The sequence below is a fragment of the Cellulomonas sp. C5510 genome, assembly GCF_019797765.1.
Classification (GTDB): domain Bacteria; phylum Actinomycetota; class Actinomycetes; order Actinomycetales; family Cellulomonadaceae; genus Cellulomonas.
On sequence record NZ_CP081862.1, the window covers coordinates 1,250,067 to 1,267,921 of the forward strand.

The 17,855-nt window shown below is 77.5% G+C and carries 16 protein-coding genes; 12 read left to right on the top strand and 4 right to left on the bottom strand.

Going from position 1 to position 17,855, the window contains the following annotated elements; translation table 11 throughout:
• The first annotated feature begins 308 nt into the window (after positions 1-308).
• The 11 genes from K5O09_RS05675 (at position 309) to mutM (ending at position 10,531) form a co-directional block, all read left to right on the top strand.
• Positions 309-1,637, top strand: coding sequence for a DAK2 domain-containing protein (locus tag K5O09_RS05675; RefSeq protein WP_222171833.1), 1,329 nt, complete (start codon positions 309-311; stop codon positions 1,635-1,637).
• On the top strand, positions 1,634-3,886 hold the full coding sequence (locus K5O09_RS05680; RefSeq protein WP_370635524.1) for an ATP-dependent DNA helicase RecG: 2,253 nt from the start codon (positions 1,634-1,636) through the stop codon (positions 3,884-3,886). The genes K5O09_RS05675 and K5O09_RS05680 overlap by 4 nt, the downstream gene beginning before the upstream one ends.
• A gap of 64 nt (positions 3,887-3,950) precedes the next feature.
• Positions 3,951-4,643, top strand: coding sequence for an ABC transporter ATP-binding protein (locus tag K5O09_RS05685; RefSeq protein ID WP_222171834.1), 693 nt, complete (start codon positions 3,951-3,953; stop codon positions 4,641-4,643).
• The gene (locus K5O09_RS05690) at positions 4,640-6,331 is read left to right on the top strand and encodes a DUF6297 family protein (protein ID WP_255596147.1); all 1,692 of its coding nucleotides are present in this window, start codon (positions 4,640-4,642) and stop codon (positions 6,329-6,331) included. Before K5O09_RS05685 ends, K5O09_RS05690 begins: the two co-directional genes overlap by 4 nt.
• The gene (gene rsmD, locus K5O09_RS05695) at positions 6,328-6,909 is read left to right on the top strand and encodes a 16S rRNA (guanine(966)-N(2))-methyltransferase RsmD (protein ID WP_222171835.1); all 582 of its coding nucleotides are present in this window, start codon (positions 6,328-6,330) and stop codon (positions 6,907-6,909) included. Before K5O09_RS05690 ends, rsmD begins: the two co-directional genes overlap by 4 nt.
• Positions 6,910-6,919: 10 nt before the next feature.
• Positions 6,920-7,423 (top strand): pantetheine-phosphate adenylyltransferase, encoded by a 504-nt coding sequence (gene coaD / locus K5O09_RS05700; protein WP_222171836.1) that lies wholly within the window; start codon positions 6,920-6,922, stop codon positions 7,421-7,423.
• Complete coding sequence (locus K5O09_RS05705; protein ID WP_222171837.1) at positions 7,420-7,905, top strand: hypothetical protein; 486 nt, start codon at positions 7,420-7,422, stop codon at positions 7,903-7,905. The genes coaD and K5O09_RS05705 overlap by 4 nt, the downstream gene beginning before the upstream one ends.
• 118 nt (positions 7,906-8,023) lie before the next feature.
• Positions 8,024-8,602, top strand: a complete 579-nt coding sequence (locus tag K5O09_RS05710; RefSeq protein WP_255596148.1) for a DUF177 domain-containing protein — start codon at positions 8,024-8,026, stop codon at positions 8,600-8,602.
• 2 nt (positions 8,603-8,604) lie between these two features.
• Entirely contained in the window at positions 8,605-8,799 is a 195-nt protein-coding gene (gene rpmF, locus K5O09_RS05715) for a 50S ribosomal protein L32 (RefSeq protein ID WP_146839392.1), read from the top strand.
• 60 nt (positions 8,800-8,859) lie between these two features.
• Complete coding sequence (rnc, locus tag K5O09_RS05720) at positions 8,860-9,609, top strand: ribonuclease III (RefSeq protein WP_222171838.1); 750 nt, start codon at positions 8,860-8,862, stop codon at positions 9,607-9,609.
• A 13-nt stretch (positions 9,610-9,622) separates the two neighbouring features.
• A complete protein-coding gene (mutM, locus tag K5O09_RS05725; RefSeq protein WP_222171839.1) occupies positions 9,623-10,531 on the top strand; it encodes a bifunctional DNA-formamidopyrimidine glycosylase/DNA-(apurinic or apyrimidinic site) lyase in 909 nt (302 codons plus the stop codon).
• A gap of 15 nt (positions 10,532-10,546) precedes the next feature.
• Here mutM and K5O09_RS05730 read toward each other — a convergent pair whose 3' ends face one another.
• Positions 10,547-11,497: a phosphoglycerate dehydrogenase gene (locus K5O09_RS05730; RefSeq protein WP_222171840.1), complete on the bottom strand. Its 951-nt coding sequence runs from the start codon at positions 11,495-11,497 to the stop codon at positions 10,547-10,549.
• A gap of 159 nt (positions 11,498-11,656) precedes the next feature.
• Between K5O09_RS05730 and K5O09_RS05735 the strand changes: the two genes are divergently transcribed.
• Entirely contained in the window at positions 11,657-12,286 is a 630-nt protein-coding gene (locus K5O09_RS05735) for a response regulator transcription factor (protein ID WP_222172615.1), read from the top strand.
• A gap of 6 nt (positions 12,287-12,292) precedes the next feature.
• Here K5O09_RS05735 and K5O09_RS05740 read toward each other — a convergent pair whose 3' ends face one another.
• Genes K5O09_RS05740 through cydD form a run of 3 tightly spaced genes read right to left on the bottom strand, consistent with a single transcriptional unit; the run spans position 12,293 to position 17,846 of the window.
• Complete coding sequence (locus K5O09_RS05740) at positions 12,293-14,083, bottom strand: GAF domain-containing sensor histidine kinase (protein ID WP_222171841.1); 1,791 nt, start codon at positions 14,081-14,083, stop codon at positions 12,293-12,295.
• Positions 14,068-16,089 carry a thiol reductant ABC exporter subunit CydC gene (cydC, locus tag K5O09_RS05745; RefSeq protein WP_222171842.1) on the bottom strand — a complete coding sequence of 674 codons (2,022 nt, stop codon included), beginning with the start codon at positions 16,087-16,089 and terminating at the stop codon, positions 14,068-14,070. The genes K5O09_RS05740 and cydC overlap by 16 nt, the downstream gene beginning before the upstream one ends.
• On the bottom strand, positions 16,086-17,846 hold the full coding sequence (gene cydD, locus K5O09_RS05750; RefSeq protein ID WP_222171843.1) for a thiol reductant ABC exporter subunit CydD: 1,761 nt from the start codon (positions 17,844-17,846) through the stop codon (positions 16,086-16,088). The genes cydC and cydD overlap by 4 nt, the downstream gene beginning before the upstream one ends.
• Between the last annotated feature and the right edge of the window lie 9 nt (positions 17,847-17,855).

The window sequence follows — 17,855 nt, forward strand, 5'->3', positions numbered from 1 at the left end:
CCCCGGGCGGCAAGTCCTGGTGGGTCGGCGGGCCCGCACCAGCGGTCCGAGGACCGGCCGGGGGGCGCACCCGTGCCCGGCAGAGGCCAGGCAACCGGACAAGACTAGCCCACGAGCGCGGTGAGCCTCAAAACGACGTCCGTCACACCGGCTGCCGGCGGGCGCCGCGCGACCCGGTCCCGCTCCTGCCGGTCCGGTGCCCGCCCGGCATCCCCGGGCACGAGGGGTGGGGTGTCGCCGCGGTGGGGCAGAGTAAGGGGGTGCGGGTCAGCGGGCCCGCGGCGACGACGGAAGGACTGCGCGCGGACGTGGCTGGGCGACCCGGGACCGGACGGCTGGACGACGGCCTCGTGCTGCGCGGCTGGCTCGACCGCGCGGTACCGGCTCTCGAGGCGGCGCGCGAGCGGATCGACGCCGTGAACGTCTTCCCGGTCCCGGACGGCGACACCGGCACCAACGTGCTGCTGACGGTGCGCGGCGCCGCCGAGGAGGTGGCCGCCCGGCCCGCCGCGGCCGGAGACGGGCCGCAGGTGCTGCAGGCGCTCGCCCGCGGGGCGCTGCTGTCGGCCCGCGGCAACTCCGGCGTCATCCTCAGCCGCTACCTGGGCGGGCTCGCCGGGGCGGCGCCGGGGTCGCTGGCGGAGGCGCTCCGGGTGGCGGCGGAGGCCGCGCGGGCGGCGGTGGCCGCGCCCGAGGACGGGACGGTGCTGACGGTGGCGGCGGGCGTCGCGAGCGCGACGCGCCACGCCGCGGCCGCCGGGGCGGACGACGCCTCGGCGCTCGCCGCCGGCGTCGCGGCCGGCCGGGAGGGCCTGGCACGGGTGAGCGCAACCCACCCGGTGCTGCGATCGGCGCGCGTCGTGGACGCCGGCGCGTGCGCGCTGCTGGTGCTGCTCGACGCCCTGGCGGCGGCGCTCGCGGGCCGGGACGGGGCGGTCGACGTCGGGTGGCTGACCGAGCACGCGCGTCCGGGCGGGGCCGCACGGGGCGGCGGCCCGGGCGACGCCGGCTCCGCCCCGCCGGGAGGCACCCCGCCCGAGGCGGGTGCCGGTGCGTCCGCCGGCCCGTCGGTCTACGAGGTGGTCGCGTTGCTCGGTGCCGCCGACGCTGCGACCGTGGCCGGCGCGTTGACGGGCGCGCTCGGATCCGTGGGGGACGCCGTCGCCGTGGTCCCCGGCGACGGGCTGGTGACGGCCCACGTCCACGCGCCCGTCCCGGCCGACGCGGCCGCCGTGCTCGCCGCGTCGGGCGCGGCGTGGACCGCCACGGTGCGCGCGCTGCTCGGCGGGGCCCGGCCGGTGGTGGCGTGCACGGCGTCGGCGACCGCCGCGGAGGCCCTCGCGGACACCGGCGCGGTCGTGGCGCTGCTGCCCGCCGGCACGTCGCCCGCCGCGGCCCGCGACGCCGTGCGCCGGGCGGCGGGCGACGCCGCGGCCGGCGGGGGCCCGGTGACCGTCCTGCCGGGGGGCCTGCTGGGGCCGGGGGACCTGGACCCCTCGTGGGTGGTCGTCGACGGCGCCGTGGACGACCACGCGGTGCTGGCCGCGCTCGGGACGCCCGGCGTGTCCCGTCCGGCGGTGGCGTGGGTGCCCGCTTCGGGGACGGCGGGGGCGCAGCCGACGGAGGCCGGCGCGTGACCGCCCCGCACGACGCGGTCGTGCGGCCGCTGCCCTACCTGGAGCAGGACCTCGGCCGGGTGGTGCCGGGCGTCGCGAAGAAGCTGGCGAAGCTCGACGTGCTGACCGTCGGCGACCTGCTGCGCCACTACCCGCGGCGCTACCACCGCTGGGGGCACCCGACCTCGATCGGCGAGCTGCGCGTCGGCGAGCACGTCACGGTCGACGCCGAGGTCGAGCAGGCCACGATGCGCACGATGCGGTCCCGCGGCGGGGTCATCCTCGAGGCCGTCGTGCGCAACGGGCGCGACCGGCTCCACCTGACCTGGTTCGCCAAGCACCAGGGCGCGCTGCGCCGGTTCGAGCAGGAGCTGCGGCCCGGCGCGCTCGGGCTGTTCTCGGGGACGGTCAAGGACTACCGCGGCCAGATGCAGCTCCTGCACCCCGAGTACGAGCTGCGGGAGACCGACGACGACGCCGACGAGGCCACCCGGCTGGCGGAGAGCGAGCGGCCCCGGCCGGTGTACGGCCTGACGTCCGGCCTGAAGAACCAGACCGTCGTCGAGGCGGTCAAGGTCGTGCTCACGTCGATGACCGACCGGGACCTGCCCGACCCCCTGCCGGACGACGTGCGCGGGTCGATGCCGGGCCTGCGCGAGGCGCTGCTCGGCGTGCACCGGCCGCAGGACGACGACGAGCTGAAGGCTGCGCTCGAGCGGCTGCGGTTCGAGGAGGCGTTCGTCCTCCAGGCGGAGCTCGCGCGGCGCAAGGCGCGGTTCGCCGCCCAGGCCGCCGTGGCGCGTCCACGGCGGGCCGGCGGCCTGCTGGACGCGTTCGACGCCCGGCTGCCGTTCGCTCTCACCGCGGGCCAGCGCGAGACGGGGGAGGAGATCGCCCGGCAGCTCGCCGGCGGCAGTCCGATGCAGCGCCTGCTGCAGGGCGAGGTCGGCTCCGGCAAGACGGTGGTCGCCGCCCGGGCGATGCTCCAGGTGATCGACGCCGGCGGTCAGGCGGCGCTGCTGGCACCGACCGAGGTGCTGGCCGCCCAGCACGCCCGGACGCTCCAGGCGCTGCTCGGCGACCTCGCGGAGGGCGGCATGCTCGGCGGCGCCGACGGCGCGACCCGGGTCGCGCTGCTGACCGGCTCGCAGGGATCGGCGGCGCGTCGGCGAGCGCTCGCGGACATCGCCGGCGGGGCGGCCGGGATCGTGGTCGGCACGCACGCGCTGCTGTCCGAGCACGTGCAGTTCGCCGAGCTCGGCCTGGTCGTCGTGGACGAGCAGCACCGGTTCGGGGTGGAGCAGCGCGACGTGCTCCGCGCCAAGGCCGGTGGCGTGCCGCACCTGCTCGTGATGACCGCCACGCCCATCCCGCGCACGGTCGCGATGACGGTGTTCGGGGACCTCGAGACGTCGACGCTCCGCGAGGTGCCGGCGGGTCGCGCGGAGGTCGTCACGCACCTGGTCCCGGCCGCGCGGCCGGCCTGGCTGGAGCGCGTGTGGCAGCGGGTGCGGGAGGAGGTCGAGCGCGGCGGGCGGGCGTACGTGGTGTGCGCGCGCATCGACGGGGACGCGAAGCGCGAGGACGTCGACGGCGCGGACCTCGTGACGGACCTGCCGCCGGACGGCCCCGGGGACGACGCCCCCGCGCAGCGGCCGCTGCGGGCCGTCACCGAGGTCGCCGCCGAGCTGCGCGCCGCACCGGCGCTGCACGGCGTCCGGGTCGGCGAGCTGCACGGCCGGATGAGCCCCGAGGACAAGGACCGCGCGCTCGCGGACTTCGCCTCGGGCGCGGTGCCGGTGCTCGTCTCCACGACGGTGATCGAGGTCGGCGTGGACGTTCCCGACGCGACGGTCATGGTGGTGCTCGACGCCGACAGGTTCGGGATCTCGCAGCTCCACCAGCTCCGCGGGCGCATCGGGCGGGGGAGCCGGCCCGGGGTGTGCCTGCTGGTGGCGGACGTGGCCGAGGGCACGCCGGCCGCTGCGCGGCTCGGGCGGCTCGAGGCGACGAGGGACGGCTTCGAGCTCGCGGACGCCGACCTGGAGCTGCGCCGGGAGGGCGACGTGCTGGGTGCGGCGCAGTCCGGCCGCGGCTCCTCGCTGCGGCTGCTGCAGGTCACCCGGCACGCCGACGTGATCGAGCGTGCCCGGGTCGCCGCGCGCGGCCTCGTGGAGGCCGACCCGGAGCTCGCGGGCCACCCGGCGCTCGCGGCCGCGATCCAGGGCGTGCTGGCGGGCGAGCGCGAGGAGTTCCTCGACCGCACGTGACCGGACGGCCCGCGGGCCGACGGTCCCGTCGGGGCGCCCGGCGGCGGTGCGTACGCTGCTGCCCGTGTCGAAGCAGCCCGTGATCCGTGCCGTCGACCTGCTCGTCGGCTACGGCGGGGAGCCGGTGTGCGCCCCTGTGTCCTTCACCCTCCCACCGGGCCGCGCGCTCGCCCTCGTCGGCGCGAACGGCTCCGGGAAGTCGACCGTCCTGCGCGCCGTGCTCGGTCTGCTCGAGCCCGTGGGTGGCCGGGTGGAGGTGCTGGGGCGGCCGGTCGACGAGCGCGAGGTCGGCTTCCGGACGCGGGTCTCGAGCGTGCTGGACGACGACGCGTACTTCCCTGCGCTGACCGTCGCCGAGCACCTGTACCTGACCGCCCGGGCCCACGGCGTGCAGGGCGCGGACGCGGTGGTCGACGGCCTGCTGGACGAGTTCGGGCTGACCGAGCACGCGGCGGCGCTGCCGGTCGCCCTCTCGTCGGGTCAGCGGCGGCGCCTGCTGCTGGCCGCCGGGCTCGTGCGGCCGCGGTCGCTGCTCGTGCTGGACGAGCCGGAGCAGCGCCTGGACGTCGCGATGCGCGACCACCTGGCGGAGCGGCTGGTGGCCGAGAAGCGCGCGGGCGGCTCGGTGCTGCTCGCCACGCACGACCCGGAGCTGCTGCGCGCCGTCGCGGACCGCGCGGTGCTCGTCGGCGACGAGAGCTCCCGGCTGCTCGGTGTCGCGGACGCCGTCGAGGCGCTGCGTCCGGGCGTGCTGTGACCGCGCGGCAGCCCGGCCCGGGGTCGGTCGACGAGTTCGCGGTGACGACGGGCGGTGCGCCGGACCCGGGCGACGCCACCTGGGAGGACGCCCCCGCGCCGGCGGTGTCGCCGAGCGAGGGGGTGACCCCCGTCCCCGCCGCGCGGTCCGTCCGGCGGTACACCGCGCAGGTCGCGCGACGCCGGTCGGGAGCGGGCCTCGGCGAGGTGCTGGGCGACGTGTACTACGCCGCGGTGACGACGGCGATCGGTCTCGGTGTCGCGCTCGGGGTCGCCGGCCAGCTCCGGACGTCGCTGCCGCACGTCCCGGACCAGGCGCTGTCCACCGGCGTCAGCCTGCCCACCGTGGTCGCCGTCGTGGCGGTGCTCGTGGGCGGGGCCGTGCTCTCCCTCGGCGCGCGGCTCGGGCCGGTCGGTGCGGGCGGCGCCGAGGCCACGTGGTGGCTCGGGTCCCCGGTGGACCGCCGCGGGCTCCTGCGACCGACGGCGCGACGCCTCCCGGTGGCCGCCGGCGTGGTCGGCGCGGTCGCCGTGGCCCTGCTCGACGGCGGCCTGCTCGCCGACCACGGCATCGGGCACGTGCTGCGCATCGGCGCGGCCGCGGGGCTGGCGTGCGCGGCGCTGGTGCTGCTCGCCGGCCTCGCCCAGTCCCGCGGGGTGCCGCGCCGGACCACGGCGGTCGTGGGGGACCTCGTCGTCGCCGCGGCCCCGGTGCTGGCGCTGGTCGCCGCGCTCGCGGGCTGGCGGGTCACGGCGCTGCCCGACGTCCCGGCGGCGGTCCTCGGCGTCCTCGTCCTGGCGGTCGGGGGGCTGGCCTGGTGGCTGGACACCCGGCTCGGCCGGATCCGGGGCCGGCACCTGCGGGAGAGCGGCTCCGTCGCGACCCAGGCGGCCGGTGCGGTGGTGTCGCTCGACTCGCGCGAGCTCGGCCGCGCGCTGTCCGACTCGGCGGCCCGGCCCCGCCGGCGCTCGGTGCGGCGCATGCGGCTCGTGCGCGGCCCGGTGTCCGCGGTCGTGGTCGCCGACCTGACGGTGCTGCTGCGCTCGCCGCGGCACCTCGTGCAGCTGGTCGTGTCCGCGCTCGTGCCCGTGGTCGTCGTCGTCACCCCGCAGCTCGCCGGGGTGCTGGGCGTGGTGGCCGCGGTGCTGGTCAGCGGCTACGTCGGGATGCTGGCGACCGCCGAGGGCGCGCGCCGCGCGGAGATGGCCCCGGTGGTGGACCGGCTGCTGCCGCTCTCCGCCGCCCGGGTCCGGCGGGCGCGGCTCGTGGTGCCCGGCGTCGCGATGCTGCTCTGGTCGGTCGTCGCGTTCACCGCGATCGGCCGGTGGGAGGGCGAGCCGGTGCCCTGGCTCGTGCTCGGCGCCGTCTCGGCGCCGGTCTGGGCGGGAGCGGCCGTGCGGGGCGCGTACCGCCCGGCGCCGAACTGGCAGGGGCCGCTGGTCTCGACCCCGATGGGTGCGCTGCCCGGCGGTGTGGCCGGCGTGCTGTCGCGGGGCCCGGACGTCGCGGTGCTCGGCATGGTCCCGGTCGTCATCTGCGTGGCGCTCGGCACCGTCGTGCCGACGCTGGTGGTGGTGCAGGCGGTGGCCTCGGCGATCGCGCTGGCGTTCGGGTCCAGCACCAGCACCAAGACGATGATGGACCGGCTGGCGGAGGCGACCGAGCCGGAGAAGGGCGGTGGGCGGTGACGCGGATCGTGGCGGGGTCGGTCGGCGGGCGGACGCTGGCCGTGCCGCCGAAGGGCACGCGCCCCACGAGCGAGCGCGTCCGCGAGGCGCTGTTCTCGCGGCTCGAGCACCTCGACGCGGTCGAGGGCGCCCGGGTGCTCGACGGCTACGCGGGTTCCGGGGCGCTCGGCCTGGAGGCGGCGAGCCGCGGGGCCGCGCGCGTGGTGCTGGTCGAGTGGGGCCGCGCCGCGGCGGACGTGTGCCGCCGCAACGCCGCTGCGCTGGGCCTCGCGGACCGCGTCACCGTGGTCCGCGACCGCGTCGAGGCGTACACCGCCCGCCCGCCGGCCGAGCCGTGGGACCTGGTGCTGCTCGACCCGCCGTACGACGTGCCCGACGCGACGCTGGCCGAGGTCCTCGCCGCGCTGGTGCCGGCCCTGACGGTCGAGTCCGTGGTGGTGGTCGAGCGGTCCGCGCGGAGCGCGGCGCCCCCGTGGCCCGCGGGGATGCACGGGTTCGACACCCGGACCTACGGGGAGACGGCCGTGCACCTCGGCGCGCGCAGCCCCGTCCCGGACGGCGAGCCGGGCCGGAGGTAGATTCGCTGGCGTGACGCTCGCGGTCTGCCCCGGCTCGTTCGACCCGTTCACGCTCGGCCACCTCGACGTGGTGCGCCGCGCGGCGCGGCTCGCCGACGAGGTCGTCGTGCTCGTCGCCCACAACGCCGCGAAGCGCCCGCTGCTGGACGTCGGCACCCGCGTCGCGCTGATCCGGGACGCCGTGGCGGACCTGCCGGGCGTCCGGGTGGCCTCGTCGGACGGGCTGCTCGCCGACGAGCTGCGCGCGCTCGGCGCCACGGTCGTCGTCAAGGGCCTGCGGGGCGGCGCGGACTTCGACGCCGAGCTGCCGATGGCCCTGATGAACCGCCACCTGTCGGGGGTCGAGACCGCGTTCGTGGTCGGTGACCCCGCGCTGTCCCACGTGGCGTCCTCGCTCGTCAAGGACGTGGCGCGGCACGGCGGCGTGGTCGACGACCTGGTGACCCCTGCCGTCGCGGCCGCGGTGCGCGCCGCCCTGGCAGCCGCGCCCGGACCCGAGGGGAGCCCCGCATGACCGAGCCGACCGCCGCCCGGAGCAGCCTGACCGCCGTGCTCGACGCGCTCGAGGAGGCGCTCCACGCGGCGCGCGCGATGCCGATGTCGTCCTCCGTCCTCGTCAGCCGCGCGGAGCTGCTGGATCTCGTCGCGCAGGCCCGTGAGGCGCTCCCGGCCCAGCTCGGCCGGGCCGACGAGGTGCTCTCCGCCGCGGACGCCGAACGTGCGGCCGCGCGTGCCGACGCGGAGCGCATCGAGGCGGCCGCCCGGCGCCGCGCCGCAGAGCTCGTCGAGCAGGAGGCGGTCGTGGCGCAGGCCGGCGAGCGCGCGGCCCAGATCGTCCGGGAGGCGGAGGAGACCGCCCGGGCCCTGCGCCGTGAGGCCGACGACTACTGCGACCGCCGGCTCGCGGAGTTCGAGATCGACCTGGGCAAGGTGCTGAGCCAGGTCCAGGCGGGGCGCGCGAAGCTCGCGGGACGCCTCGAGGACGACCAGGCGTAGGCAGCGGGCCGCCGGCAGCCGGCGGATTGGGCGCTCGCCGCGCTGTGCCGTAGGATCGACCGTTGGTCCTGCCGGTCACCGCAGGCACCGAGACCCCCTCACGACAGGAACGTGGACCGTGGAGCGCCCGACTCACCTCGATCCCCGCTCGCCGCTCGTGCTCGACACCCACGAGCTCGGGCGACGTCCGGGATCGATGCGGCGGGTGCAGCGCACGGTTCCCGCGCCCGAGGACCTCGGTACCGACGTGATCGGCGTCCCCACCGGGGACGACCTCGAGCTGGATCTGCGGCTCGAGGCCGTCATGGAGGGGGTCCTGGTCTCCGGAACCGTGCGTGCCCGCGTGGTCGGGGAGTGCGTCCGCTGCCTGGACGAGGTCGTCGACCATGTCGACGTCCCGGTGCAGGAGCTGTACGTGTATCCCGGTCGTGCCGAGGTGGCGGCGGAGAACGGTGACGACGAGGAGGACGTGCGCGAGCTGGACGGCGACCTGGCCGACGTCGAGCCCGCGCTGCGGGATGCGCTGGTGACTGCGCTACCGTTCCAGCCGTTGTGCCGGGACGACTGCCCGGGTCTGTGCTCCGAGTGCGGAGCGCGCCTGGCGGACGAGCCGGGACACGCGCATGACACCATTGACCCTCGGTGGGCGGCCCTCGGCGGCCTGCAGAGCACGCTTGACGAGAAGAGAGAGAGCTAGCCGTGGCTGTTCCGAAGCGCAAGATGTCGCGCAGCAACACCCGTGCGCGTCGGTCGCAGTGGAAGACCACTGCCACGACGCTCAGCACCTGCCCGCAGTGCAAGTCGGACATGCGCCCGCACCAGGCGTGCCCGACCTGCGGCGCCTACGCCGGTCGCCGCTACGCCGAGGCGATGCGGACCGAGCACGCCGGCTGAGCCGACGCGTCTCCCGTCCGCCCGAGCAGCCGACGCGCCGCCCGGGCGGATGACCGCACCATGAGCACAGCAGCAGCAGAGCTCGCCCAGCAGCTCGGGGTCCACCTGGACCCCGAGCTGCTGGTGCTGGCACTCACCCACCGGTCGTTCGCCCACGAGGCGGGCGGCATCCCGACCAACGAGCGCCTGGAGTTCCTGGGGGACACGGTGCTCGGGCTCGTCGTGACGGAGGAGCTCTACCGGCGGCATCCTGCGCAGTCGGAGGGCGAGCTCGCGAAGATGCGGGCCGCGACCGTCTCCCAGCGGGCGCTGGCCGAGGTCGCGCGCGCGCTCGACCTCGGTTCCTACGTCCTGCTCGGCAAGGGCGAGCTCGCGACCGGCGGCCGGGACAAGGACTCGATCCTCTCGGACACGCTGGAGGCCCTGTTCGGCGCCGTGTACCTGTCGCACGGGCTCGAGGTCTCGCGTGGCGTCGTGATGGGCCTCGTCGGGCCGACGCTCACCGCTGCGGCCGACCTCGGCGCGGGCCTGGACTGGAAGACGAGCCTCCAGGAGCTCACCGCGACGCTCGGCCTCGGCGCGCCCGCCTACGCGGTCACGAGCGACGGGCCGGATCACGCGCGGACGTTCACGGCCGAGGCCGTGGTGGCCGGCGTCGTGCGCGGCACCGGGACGGGCACCGCGAAGAAGCTCGCCGAGCAGCGGGCCGCCGCCCTGGCGTACGCCGCCCTCGAAGCCGGGGCCGAGGCCGGGTCCGAGGCAGGGTCGGGCGCCGTCTCGGCCGGCGCCGACGACCGCACGGCCGGCTGACTCCCCACCTGCCGTGCCGGAGCTCCCCGAGGTCGAGACCGTCCGCGACGGCCTGGAGCGGCACGTCGTCGGGCGCACGGTGCGCGCCGTCGAGGTGCGCCGCCCGTACAGCGTCCGCCGGCACCTCGCGGGTCCGGGAGACCTCGTGGGCCGGCTCGTGGGGCGCACCCCGGTGGCGGCCGTCCGGCGGGGCAAGTTCCTGTGGCTGCCGCTGGACCGCCCGGCGGGTCAGCACCCGGACGACGCCCTGCTGGCGCACCTGGGGATGAGCGGGCAGCTCCTGGTGCGCGGGTCAGCGGCCGACGTCGAGTCGGGGGACGCGCACCCGCACCTGCGGGTGCGCCTGCTGCTGGAGGACGGCGGCGCGCTGGACTTCGTCGACCAGCGGACGTTCGGCCACGTGTCGGTGGCCGACCTGGTACCCACCGCCGACGGCGGTCCGGGCGGCGCCGGTTCGGCGCTGTCGCTGCTGCCCTCCCCGGTCGCGCACATCGGGCGCGACCTGCTGGACCCGGCCCTCGACGCGGAGGCCGTCGCCCGCGCGGTGCGGCGCCGGCGCACGGAGGTCAAGCGCGCGCTCCTCGACCAGGGGCTCGTGTCCGGCGTGGGCAACATCTACGCCGACGAGGGGCTGTGGCGGGCGCGGGTGCACCCCGCCACGCCGACCGCGTCGCTCGACCAGGTCACGGCGCTGCGGGTGCTCGACGGGGCGGCCGCCGTGATGCGGGACGCGCTCGCGCAGGGCGGCACGAGCTTCGACGCGCTCTACGTGAACGTCAACGGGGCGTCCGGCTACTTCGACCGTTCGCTCGCGGTGTACGGGCAGCAGGGCCGGCCGTGCCCGCGGTGCGGGGCGCCGGTGGTGCGGGTCGCGTTCGCGAACCGGTCGTCGCACTACTGCCCGGTCTGCCAGGCGCCCTGACCCGGCCGGCGGCCGTCAGCGGCGCACGAGGTTGCGCAGCGGCTCGTCCCGGACGAACGCCGCGATGTTGTCGGTGAGCAGGGTGTCCGCGCCGACCGGCCGGCCGCCGGCGGCGTGCGGCGTGATGAGGATGCGCGGCTCGTCCCACAGCGGCGACGACGCGGGCAGCGGCTCGGTCTCGAACACGTCGAGCGCCGCCCCGGCGAGGCGCTCCTCCCGGACCGCGGCGAGCAGGGCGTCCTCGTCGAGCGTCGAGCCGCGGCCCACGTTGACCACCCAGGCGTGCCGGGGCAGCCGCCCGAGCACCCGCGCGTCGAGCACGCGGCGGGTGGCGGGCGTCGACGGCAGGATGCCGATGAGCACGTCCGTGCCGGGCAGCGCCTCGTGCACCTCGGCGGCGGTGATCACCGGGTAGCCCGCCCGGGTCCCCGCCGTGGACGCGACGCCGACGACCTGGGCGCCGAGGACGGTCAGCAGCGGCGCCAGCCGGGTCGCGATGGACCCGAAGCCCCACACGAGCACCCGCGCGCCCGCGAGCGAGCGGAACTCGCCGCCCTCGTGCGGGAGGCGCTGCACGCCGCCGAGGTCCGCCGCCCACCGGTGCTCGTCCTGCGCCCGCACCAGGTCGGGCAGCCGGCGCGCGACCGCGAGCACGAGGGCGAGCGTGTGCTCGGCCACCGGGCCGTCGTGCAGGCCCCGTCCCGAGGTCACCCGGACGTGCGGCGCGAAGCCGGCGGACAGCACGGAGTCCGGCCCGGCGGCCAGCGTCTGCACCCAGCGCAGCCGGCCCATGCGGCGGGCCGCGTCCGCGAGCTGCTCGGTCGGGTTGCCCCACGCCACCAGGGCGTCGGCGTCCAGCAGCGCGTCCGGCAGCGGTTCCCGCACGTCGTACGCGGCGGTGCGGACCCCGTCCGGGAGCGTGGGGGAGAGCGCGATCGAGGAGGGCAGCAGGACGGTGGTCGTCATGCGGGCAGGTTCCCGTACCGGACGGGCGCACGCCAGGCGACGCACCGGCGGGCCGTCGGAGCGCCGGTGCCGGACCACGCGCCCCCGTGTCGTTACGATGCCCTCGTGTCCGCCACGAACAGCGCAGTCCCGCCGGCCCGCACCGGTCCGATCTCGGTCATGATCGTCGACGACCACGAGGTGGTCCGGCGCGGCATCGCCGAGGTCGTCGAGCGAGCCGACGGCATGAAGGTCGTCGCCGAGGCAGGGTCGGTCGCCGACGGCGTCCGGCGCGCGGGCCTCGTGCACCCCGATGTGCTGCTGGTCGACCTCCAGCTCCCCGACGGTACGGGGATCGACCTCATGACCCAGGTCAAGGTCACCCTGCCGACCGCCCGGGCGATCGTGCTGACGTCGTTCGACGACGACGACGCGCTGGCCGCCGCACTGGACGCCGGGGCCGCCGCCTACCTGCTCAAGAGCGTGCGCGGAGCCGAGATCACGGACGTCATCCGCGCCGTCGCGGCGGGCCGCACGCTGCTGGACGAGCGCACGGTGACCCGCCGCCGGGCCGGCCACGAGGACCCCACCGAGAACCTCACGCCGAGCGAGCTGAAGGTGCTCGACCTCATCGGCGACGGCCTGTCGAACCGGGAGATCGCCGAGCGCCTGGGCGTCGCCGAGAAGACGGTGAAGAACCACATCACGTCGCTGCTCGCCAAGATGGGCCTGCAGCGTCGCACGCAGGTCGCGGCCTGGGTGGCCGCGCGGCGTCACAGCGGGTGGCGCGCGGAGACCGGCCACTCCTGAGCCGGCTCAGCCGAGCGGGACCTCCCACGACAGCAGCGTCCCCGTCCCCCCGGGCGCGACGCCGAGCGAGAAGGTCCCGCCGTGCTGCCGCGCGCGGGCGGCGAGGTTGCCGGTGCCGGACCGGCGGTCCCGCGTCGCCGGCAGACCCGCGCCGTCGTCCTCCACCTCCACGCGCACCGCGCCCGTCGGGCCCGCGCCGCGCACCCCGATGCGCACGCTGACCGAGGACGCGTGGGCGTGCCGGGCGGCGTTCGCGAGACCCTCGCGGACCACCGCGACGACGTCGTCCGTCCGGTCGGGACCGATGCGCTCGTCCACGAGGTCCGCGACGATGTAGTCGCCGTCCGGCACGGCCTCGCCGTCGAGGAGCACCACCAGCGAGGGCGCGAACCCCAGGCCCGTGCGCGCGAGCGACGCCTCGCGCCGCAGCCGCTCGACGATGCCGGTCGCGGCGTCCGGGTCCCGCAGGGCGTACACGATCTGGCGGATCTGCCGCACGGAGGCGTCGACGTTGTCGAGGGCCTCCTCGACGATGCTCGTGAGCTCCGACGGGTCGACGCCGCGGGAGGACCGCCGCCGGACGGTCTCGAGCTGCATGCCCGTGGCGAAGAGCTGCTGGATCGCGAGGTCGTGCAGGTCCCGGGCGATGCGCTCCCGCTCGTCCAGCAGCGCGGCCTGGTCCTGGGCGTGGCGCGCCTCCGCGAGCACGAACGCCAGGGCGGCCTGCGACGCGAACGACTCGGCCGTGGCGAGGTCGTTCGCGTCGAACGCGGGCGAGCCGATGCGCCGCAGCAGGATGAGCACGCCCACGCCGCGCCCGGAGGTCTGGAGCGGGGCGAACAGGGCGGAGCCGAAGGACCGCATCGCGGGCACCGTGATGCGCCGCGACTTGGCCAGCGAGTCGATGACGAGCCCGGTGCCCTCCTGCATGACGGACCACGTCGGCCCGCCGGGTGTGAGCTGGGCACCGACCAGCGTGTCCGCGTTGTGGCCGTCCGCCAGCTCGATGAGCAGCTCGCCGCCCACGCCCGGCAGCGCCAGCGCGGCGGCGTCCGCGTCGGCGACGTCCCGCGCGGTCGCGGCGATGTGGGCCAGCGCCTCCTCCTCGTCCGCGCCGGACAGCAGCATCGTCGTGATGTCCTGGCCGGCGCGCAGCCAGTGCTCGCGGCGGGCCGCGTCCGAGTAGAGCTGGGCGTTGGCGACGGCCACACCCGCGGTCGCGGCGAGCGCGATCACGGTGGTGGCGTCCTTGTCGGTGAACCCGCCGTCCTTCTCGGAGAGGTACAGGTAGCCGTAGACCTGGTCCCGCACACGGACGGACGCGCCGAGGAACGAGCCCATCGGCGGGTGGCCGGCGGGCCACCCGCGGAACGCCGGGTGCTGGGTGAGGTCGTCGAGCCTGAGCACGCCCTGCGCCGGGATCCGGCCCAGCACGCCCTGCGCGTGCGGCGGGTGCCCCATGAGCGCGGCGGTCGCGGCGGGGACGCCGGTCTGGACGAACGTGGTCGACTCGCCGCGGGAGTCCAGCACGTTGATCGCGCCGTAGCGGGCGCCCGTCAGCTCCACGGACACCCGCACGAACCGCTCCAGCACGCCGGGGAGCTCCAGACCGGAGGCCACCGACAGGACCGCGTCGAGCAGGTCGGCGAGCTCGTCGCCGGTCTCGGCGGCGGTGCCGAGCTCCAGGTGGGAGCGGCCGCCGGGCTCGCGGACGTGGATCGTGGTCGTCACGCCCGGGCCGGTCTCGGGCGCACCGGCACCGGGGGTGGTGTCCGGTGCCGTCAGGTGGTCCGCCATGTCTGTGCCCCACTGTCGTGCTGCTCGGTCGCGTGGGCCACACGGTAGTGGGCGTCGGTGTCCAGCAGGTACGCGTGCGTCCCGCGCGCCGCGACCCGACCCTCGCGGAGGACGACGACCTCGTCCGCCGCGCCGAGGGGGGCGAGCCGGTGCGTGACGAGCAGCACGCCCCGGGCGCTGCCGGCCGTGCGCGGCGTGCCGAGCAGGTCGCGGACGAGCCGGTCCGCGGTCACGGGGTCGAGGTGCTCCGCGGGCTCGTCGACGAGCAGCAGGGGGGCCGTCGCCAGCAGGGACCGGGCCAGCAGGAGCCGCCGCCTCTCGCCGCCGGACACGCTGCGCGCGTCCGGGCCGAGCGCGGTGTCGACGCCGTCCGGCAGGCCCGCGAGCCAGTCCCCGAGCCCGGACCGCTCCAGCGCCGCCTCGGCGTCCTGCGCGGTCGCGTCCCCACGGGCGACCCGCAGGTTCTCCAGCACGGTGGTCTCGAAGACGTGGGCGTCCTCGGTGGTGAGCGCCAACCGCGCGAGGCGCAGGGCCGGGTCGACGGCGGCCAGCGGCACCCCGTCGAGCAGGAGCTCCCCGCCGCGGATCGGCAGCATCCCGGCGAGCGTCAGCAGCAGCGTCGTCTTGCCCACACCGGACGGCCCGACGACGGCGACGCTGCGCCCGGGGGAGAGGTCGAGGTCCAGCCCGGTCACCACCGGCTCCCGCCCGGGCCAGCCGACCGCGAGGCCGCGCGCGGTGAGGTGGGGACCGCCGGGCACCGCGGGCGTGGGTGCCACGGTCGCCGGGGTGGACGTGCCCGGCGCGCCCGCAGGGGCGGCCCCTGGAGCGGACGAGCCGGCCGGCGACGCGGGGCGGGGGAGCGTCGCCGCCGCTCCTGGAGCGGTCCCCGCGCCGGCAGCGGGCTCCGGCCCCGCCGCGTCGTCCAGCAGCGCGACGAGCCGCTGCGCGGCCGCCCGCGAGCGGTGCACCTGGATGGCGGCGGCCGGGAGCACGCTCGTCGCCTCGAACGCCGCGAGCGGCGTGAGGACGACCACCGCGAGCTCCACCGGGGCGAGCGTCCCCGCGGTCACGGCCGGCACGCCGACCAGCAGGGCGGCGACCACGGCGAGACCGACAGCCAGCGTCCCGAGGGCGGCGGCGACCGCCGCGGGACCGGCGCCGGAGTCCGTGGCCGCCGCGAGGTCGGCGTCGGCGGACCGGAGCCGGGACAGCTCGGCGCCTGTGCGGCCCTGGACCGCGAGGGGCCCCGCGTCCTCGAGCAGGCCCAGGGCCGTGGCGGCCATCTCGGCGCGGGCGGCGGCGGCGCGCAGCTCGGTGGTCCGGGCGGCGCGCTGCGCGAGCCAGGGAGCGACGACGCCCGCGAGGAGCAGGCACACGGCGAGCGTGAGGCCGGCGGCCGGCAGGAGCAGCGCCATCGCGACGACCGTCCCGAGGCCCAGGACCGCGGCGACGGCGGCGGGCAGCAGCCCCCGGACGACCACGTCGCCCACGGCGTCGACGTCCGCGCCCACCCGGGCGAGCAGGTCACCGCGGCGCAGCCCCAGGGTGGCCTCCGCGCGTCCCTCCGCGAGGCGGCGGTAGAGCGTCGTCCGCAGGCGGCTCATGCCGCGCAGGGCGACGTCGTGCGACACGAGCCGCTCGAGGTAGCGGAACAGCCCGCGGCCGATGCCGAACGCCCGCACGGCGACCGTGGCGACCGAGAGCTCGAGCACCGGCGGCATCTGGGCGGCCCGCGTGATGAGCCAGGCGGACACCGCGGCGAGAGCGACCGCCGACCCGAGCGCCGCCACGCCGAGCAGCACGGCCAGGGCGGCGCGCCGGGGGTTCACGTCGAGCAGCCGGACGGCGCGCCACAGCGGGTCCACGGCGAGGCGCTGCCGGAGCCCGTCCCCGTGGCCGGGGCCGCCGCCCTCGACCCCGGGGGCCGGGGGGCGTGCGACCGCCCGGTCCCGGGACGGGCGGAGGTGCGTCGCGGGACCCGGCGACGACGGCGAGGTGCTCATCGCACGCCCTCGGCGCCCGCCGGACCGACGCTGCCCGCGACGCCGGCGGCGAGCGCGCGGACGTCGTCACGGCCGCCCGTGGTGAGCGGCGCGGACCGCACCGTCACGACCTCGTCGGCCAGCGCGACGAGCGACGGCCGGTGCGCGACCAGCACCACCGTCCGGCCCTCCGCCCGCAGGGCGCGGACCGTGTCGAGGACCACCTGCTCGCCCGCGGCGTCGAGGTGTGCCGTCGGCTCGTCCAGCACGACGAGCGGCGCCTCGGACAGCAGCGCCCGGGTGAGCGCCACCCGCTGCCGCTGCCCGACGGAGAGCCCCGCCCCGCCGCGCCCGAGGTCCGTGCGCCACCGGTGCGGCAGGCCCGCGACGACGGCGTCGAGCCCCGTGAGCGCGGCGGCCCGGTCGCGGTCGGCCCGGGCGGCCGGCGTGAGCTCGGCGTCCTCGGTGCCCGCGACGAGTCGGCTCACCGAGCCGGGCTCCAGGACGGGCCGCTGGGGGAGCCACGCGACCTGCCGCCAGTACGTCTGCGGGTCGAGGTCCGCGAGCGGCGTCGCGCGTCCGTCGTCGGCGACCACCTCGACGGTGCCCTCGTCGGGCCGCAGGAGGCCGAGCAGCAGGTCCACGGTCGTCGACTTCCCGGCGCCGCTCGGGCCCGTCACGGCGACGGTGCGGCCCGGGCCGACGGTCAGGTCCAGCCCGGCGGGCGCGAGCAGGTCGCGCCCGGGGGCCCGCACGCTCACGCCCCGGAGCCGGACCGTGGCGGTGCGCAGGTCCGGTGCGGGCTCCTCCCCGCCCTCGGGGACCGGCGTCTCGAGCACCGCGAACACCTGGTCGGCGGCGGCGACGCCGTCCGTGGACGCGTGGAACTGCGCCCCGACCTGCCGCAGCGGCAGGTAGACCTCGGGTGCCAGGACCAGGACGGCGAGGCCGGTCTCGAGGTCGAGCTGGCCGTAGACGAGCCGCAGCCCGATGCCCACGGCGATCAGCGCGACGGACAGGGTGGTGAGCAGCTCCAGCACCATGCCGGACAGGAACGCGATCCGCAGCGTGCCCATCGTGGCGCGGCGGTGCGCGTCGCCGAGCGCCTGCACGCGGGCCGCCGGGCCGCGCTCGCGCCCGAACGCCCGCAGCGTGGTCAGACCCGCGACCAGGTCGAGCACCTGCGAGCCCAGCCGCTGCATCACGCGCAGGCCCCGGGCGGAGCGCCCCTGGGTGAGCTGCCCGATCAGCACCATGAACACGGGGACGAGCGGGAGCGTGCCGGCGGCGATCGCGGCGGACACCCAGTCGAGCCCGAGGATCACCACCAGCGTCGCCGGGGTGACGGTCGCGGAGAGGACGAGCTGGGGGAGGTACCGCACGAAGTACGGCTCGAGGGCCTCGAGCCCGCGGGTCGCGAGGGTGACGACGCGCGCGCCCTCACCCTCCGCGAGCCACCGCGGTCCGAGCTCGGCGGCCCGGGCGACGACCTGCTCGCGCAGCTCCGCGACCGCCCGCGTGGCCGCGCGGTGGGCGTAGCGCTCCTGCACGGCCGTGACGACCGTGCGCGCCGCGACGACGGCCGCCAGCCACCCGACCCGCGGGAGCAGGTCGGGCAGGCCGGCGCCGTCGTGCGCGGCGGCCGCGAGCACCTGCGCCAGCAGCACCGCCTGGGCGATGACGAGCCCGGCCGTGACGATCCCGAGGGAGGCCGTCAGGGCCAGGTACCCCCGGGCGGCACGGGCGTGGCGGAGCAGGCGCGGGTCGAGCGGCTTCACGCGGCTGAG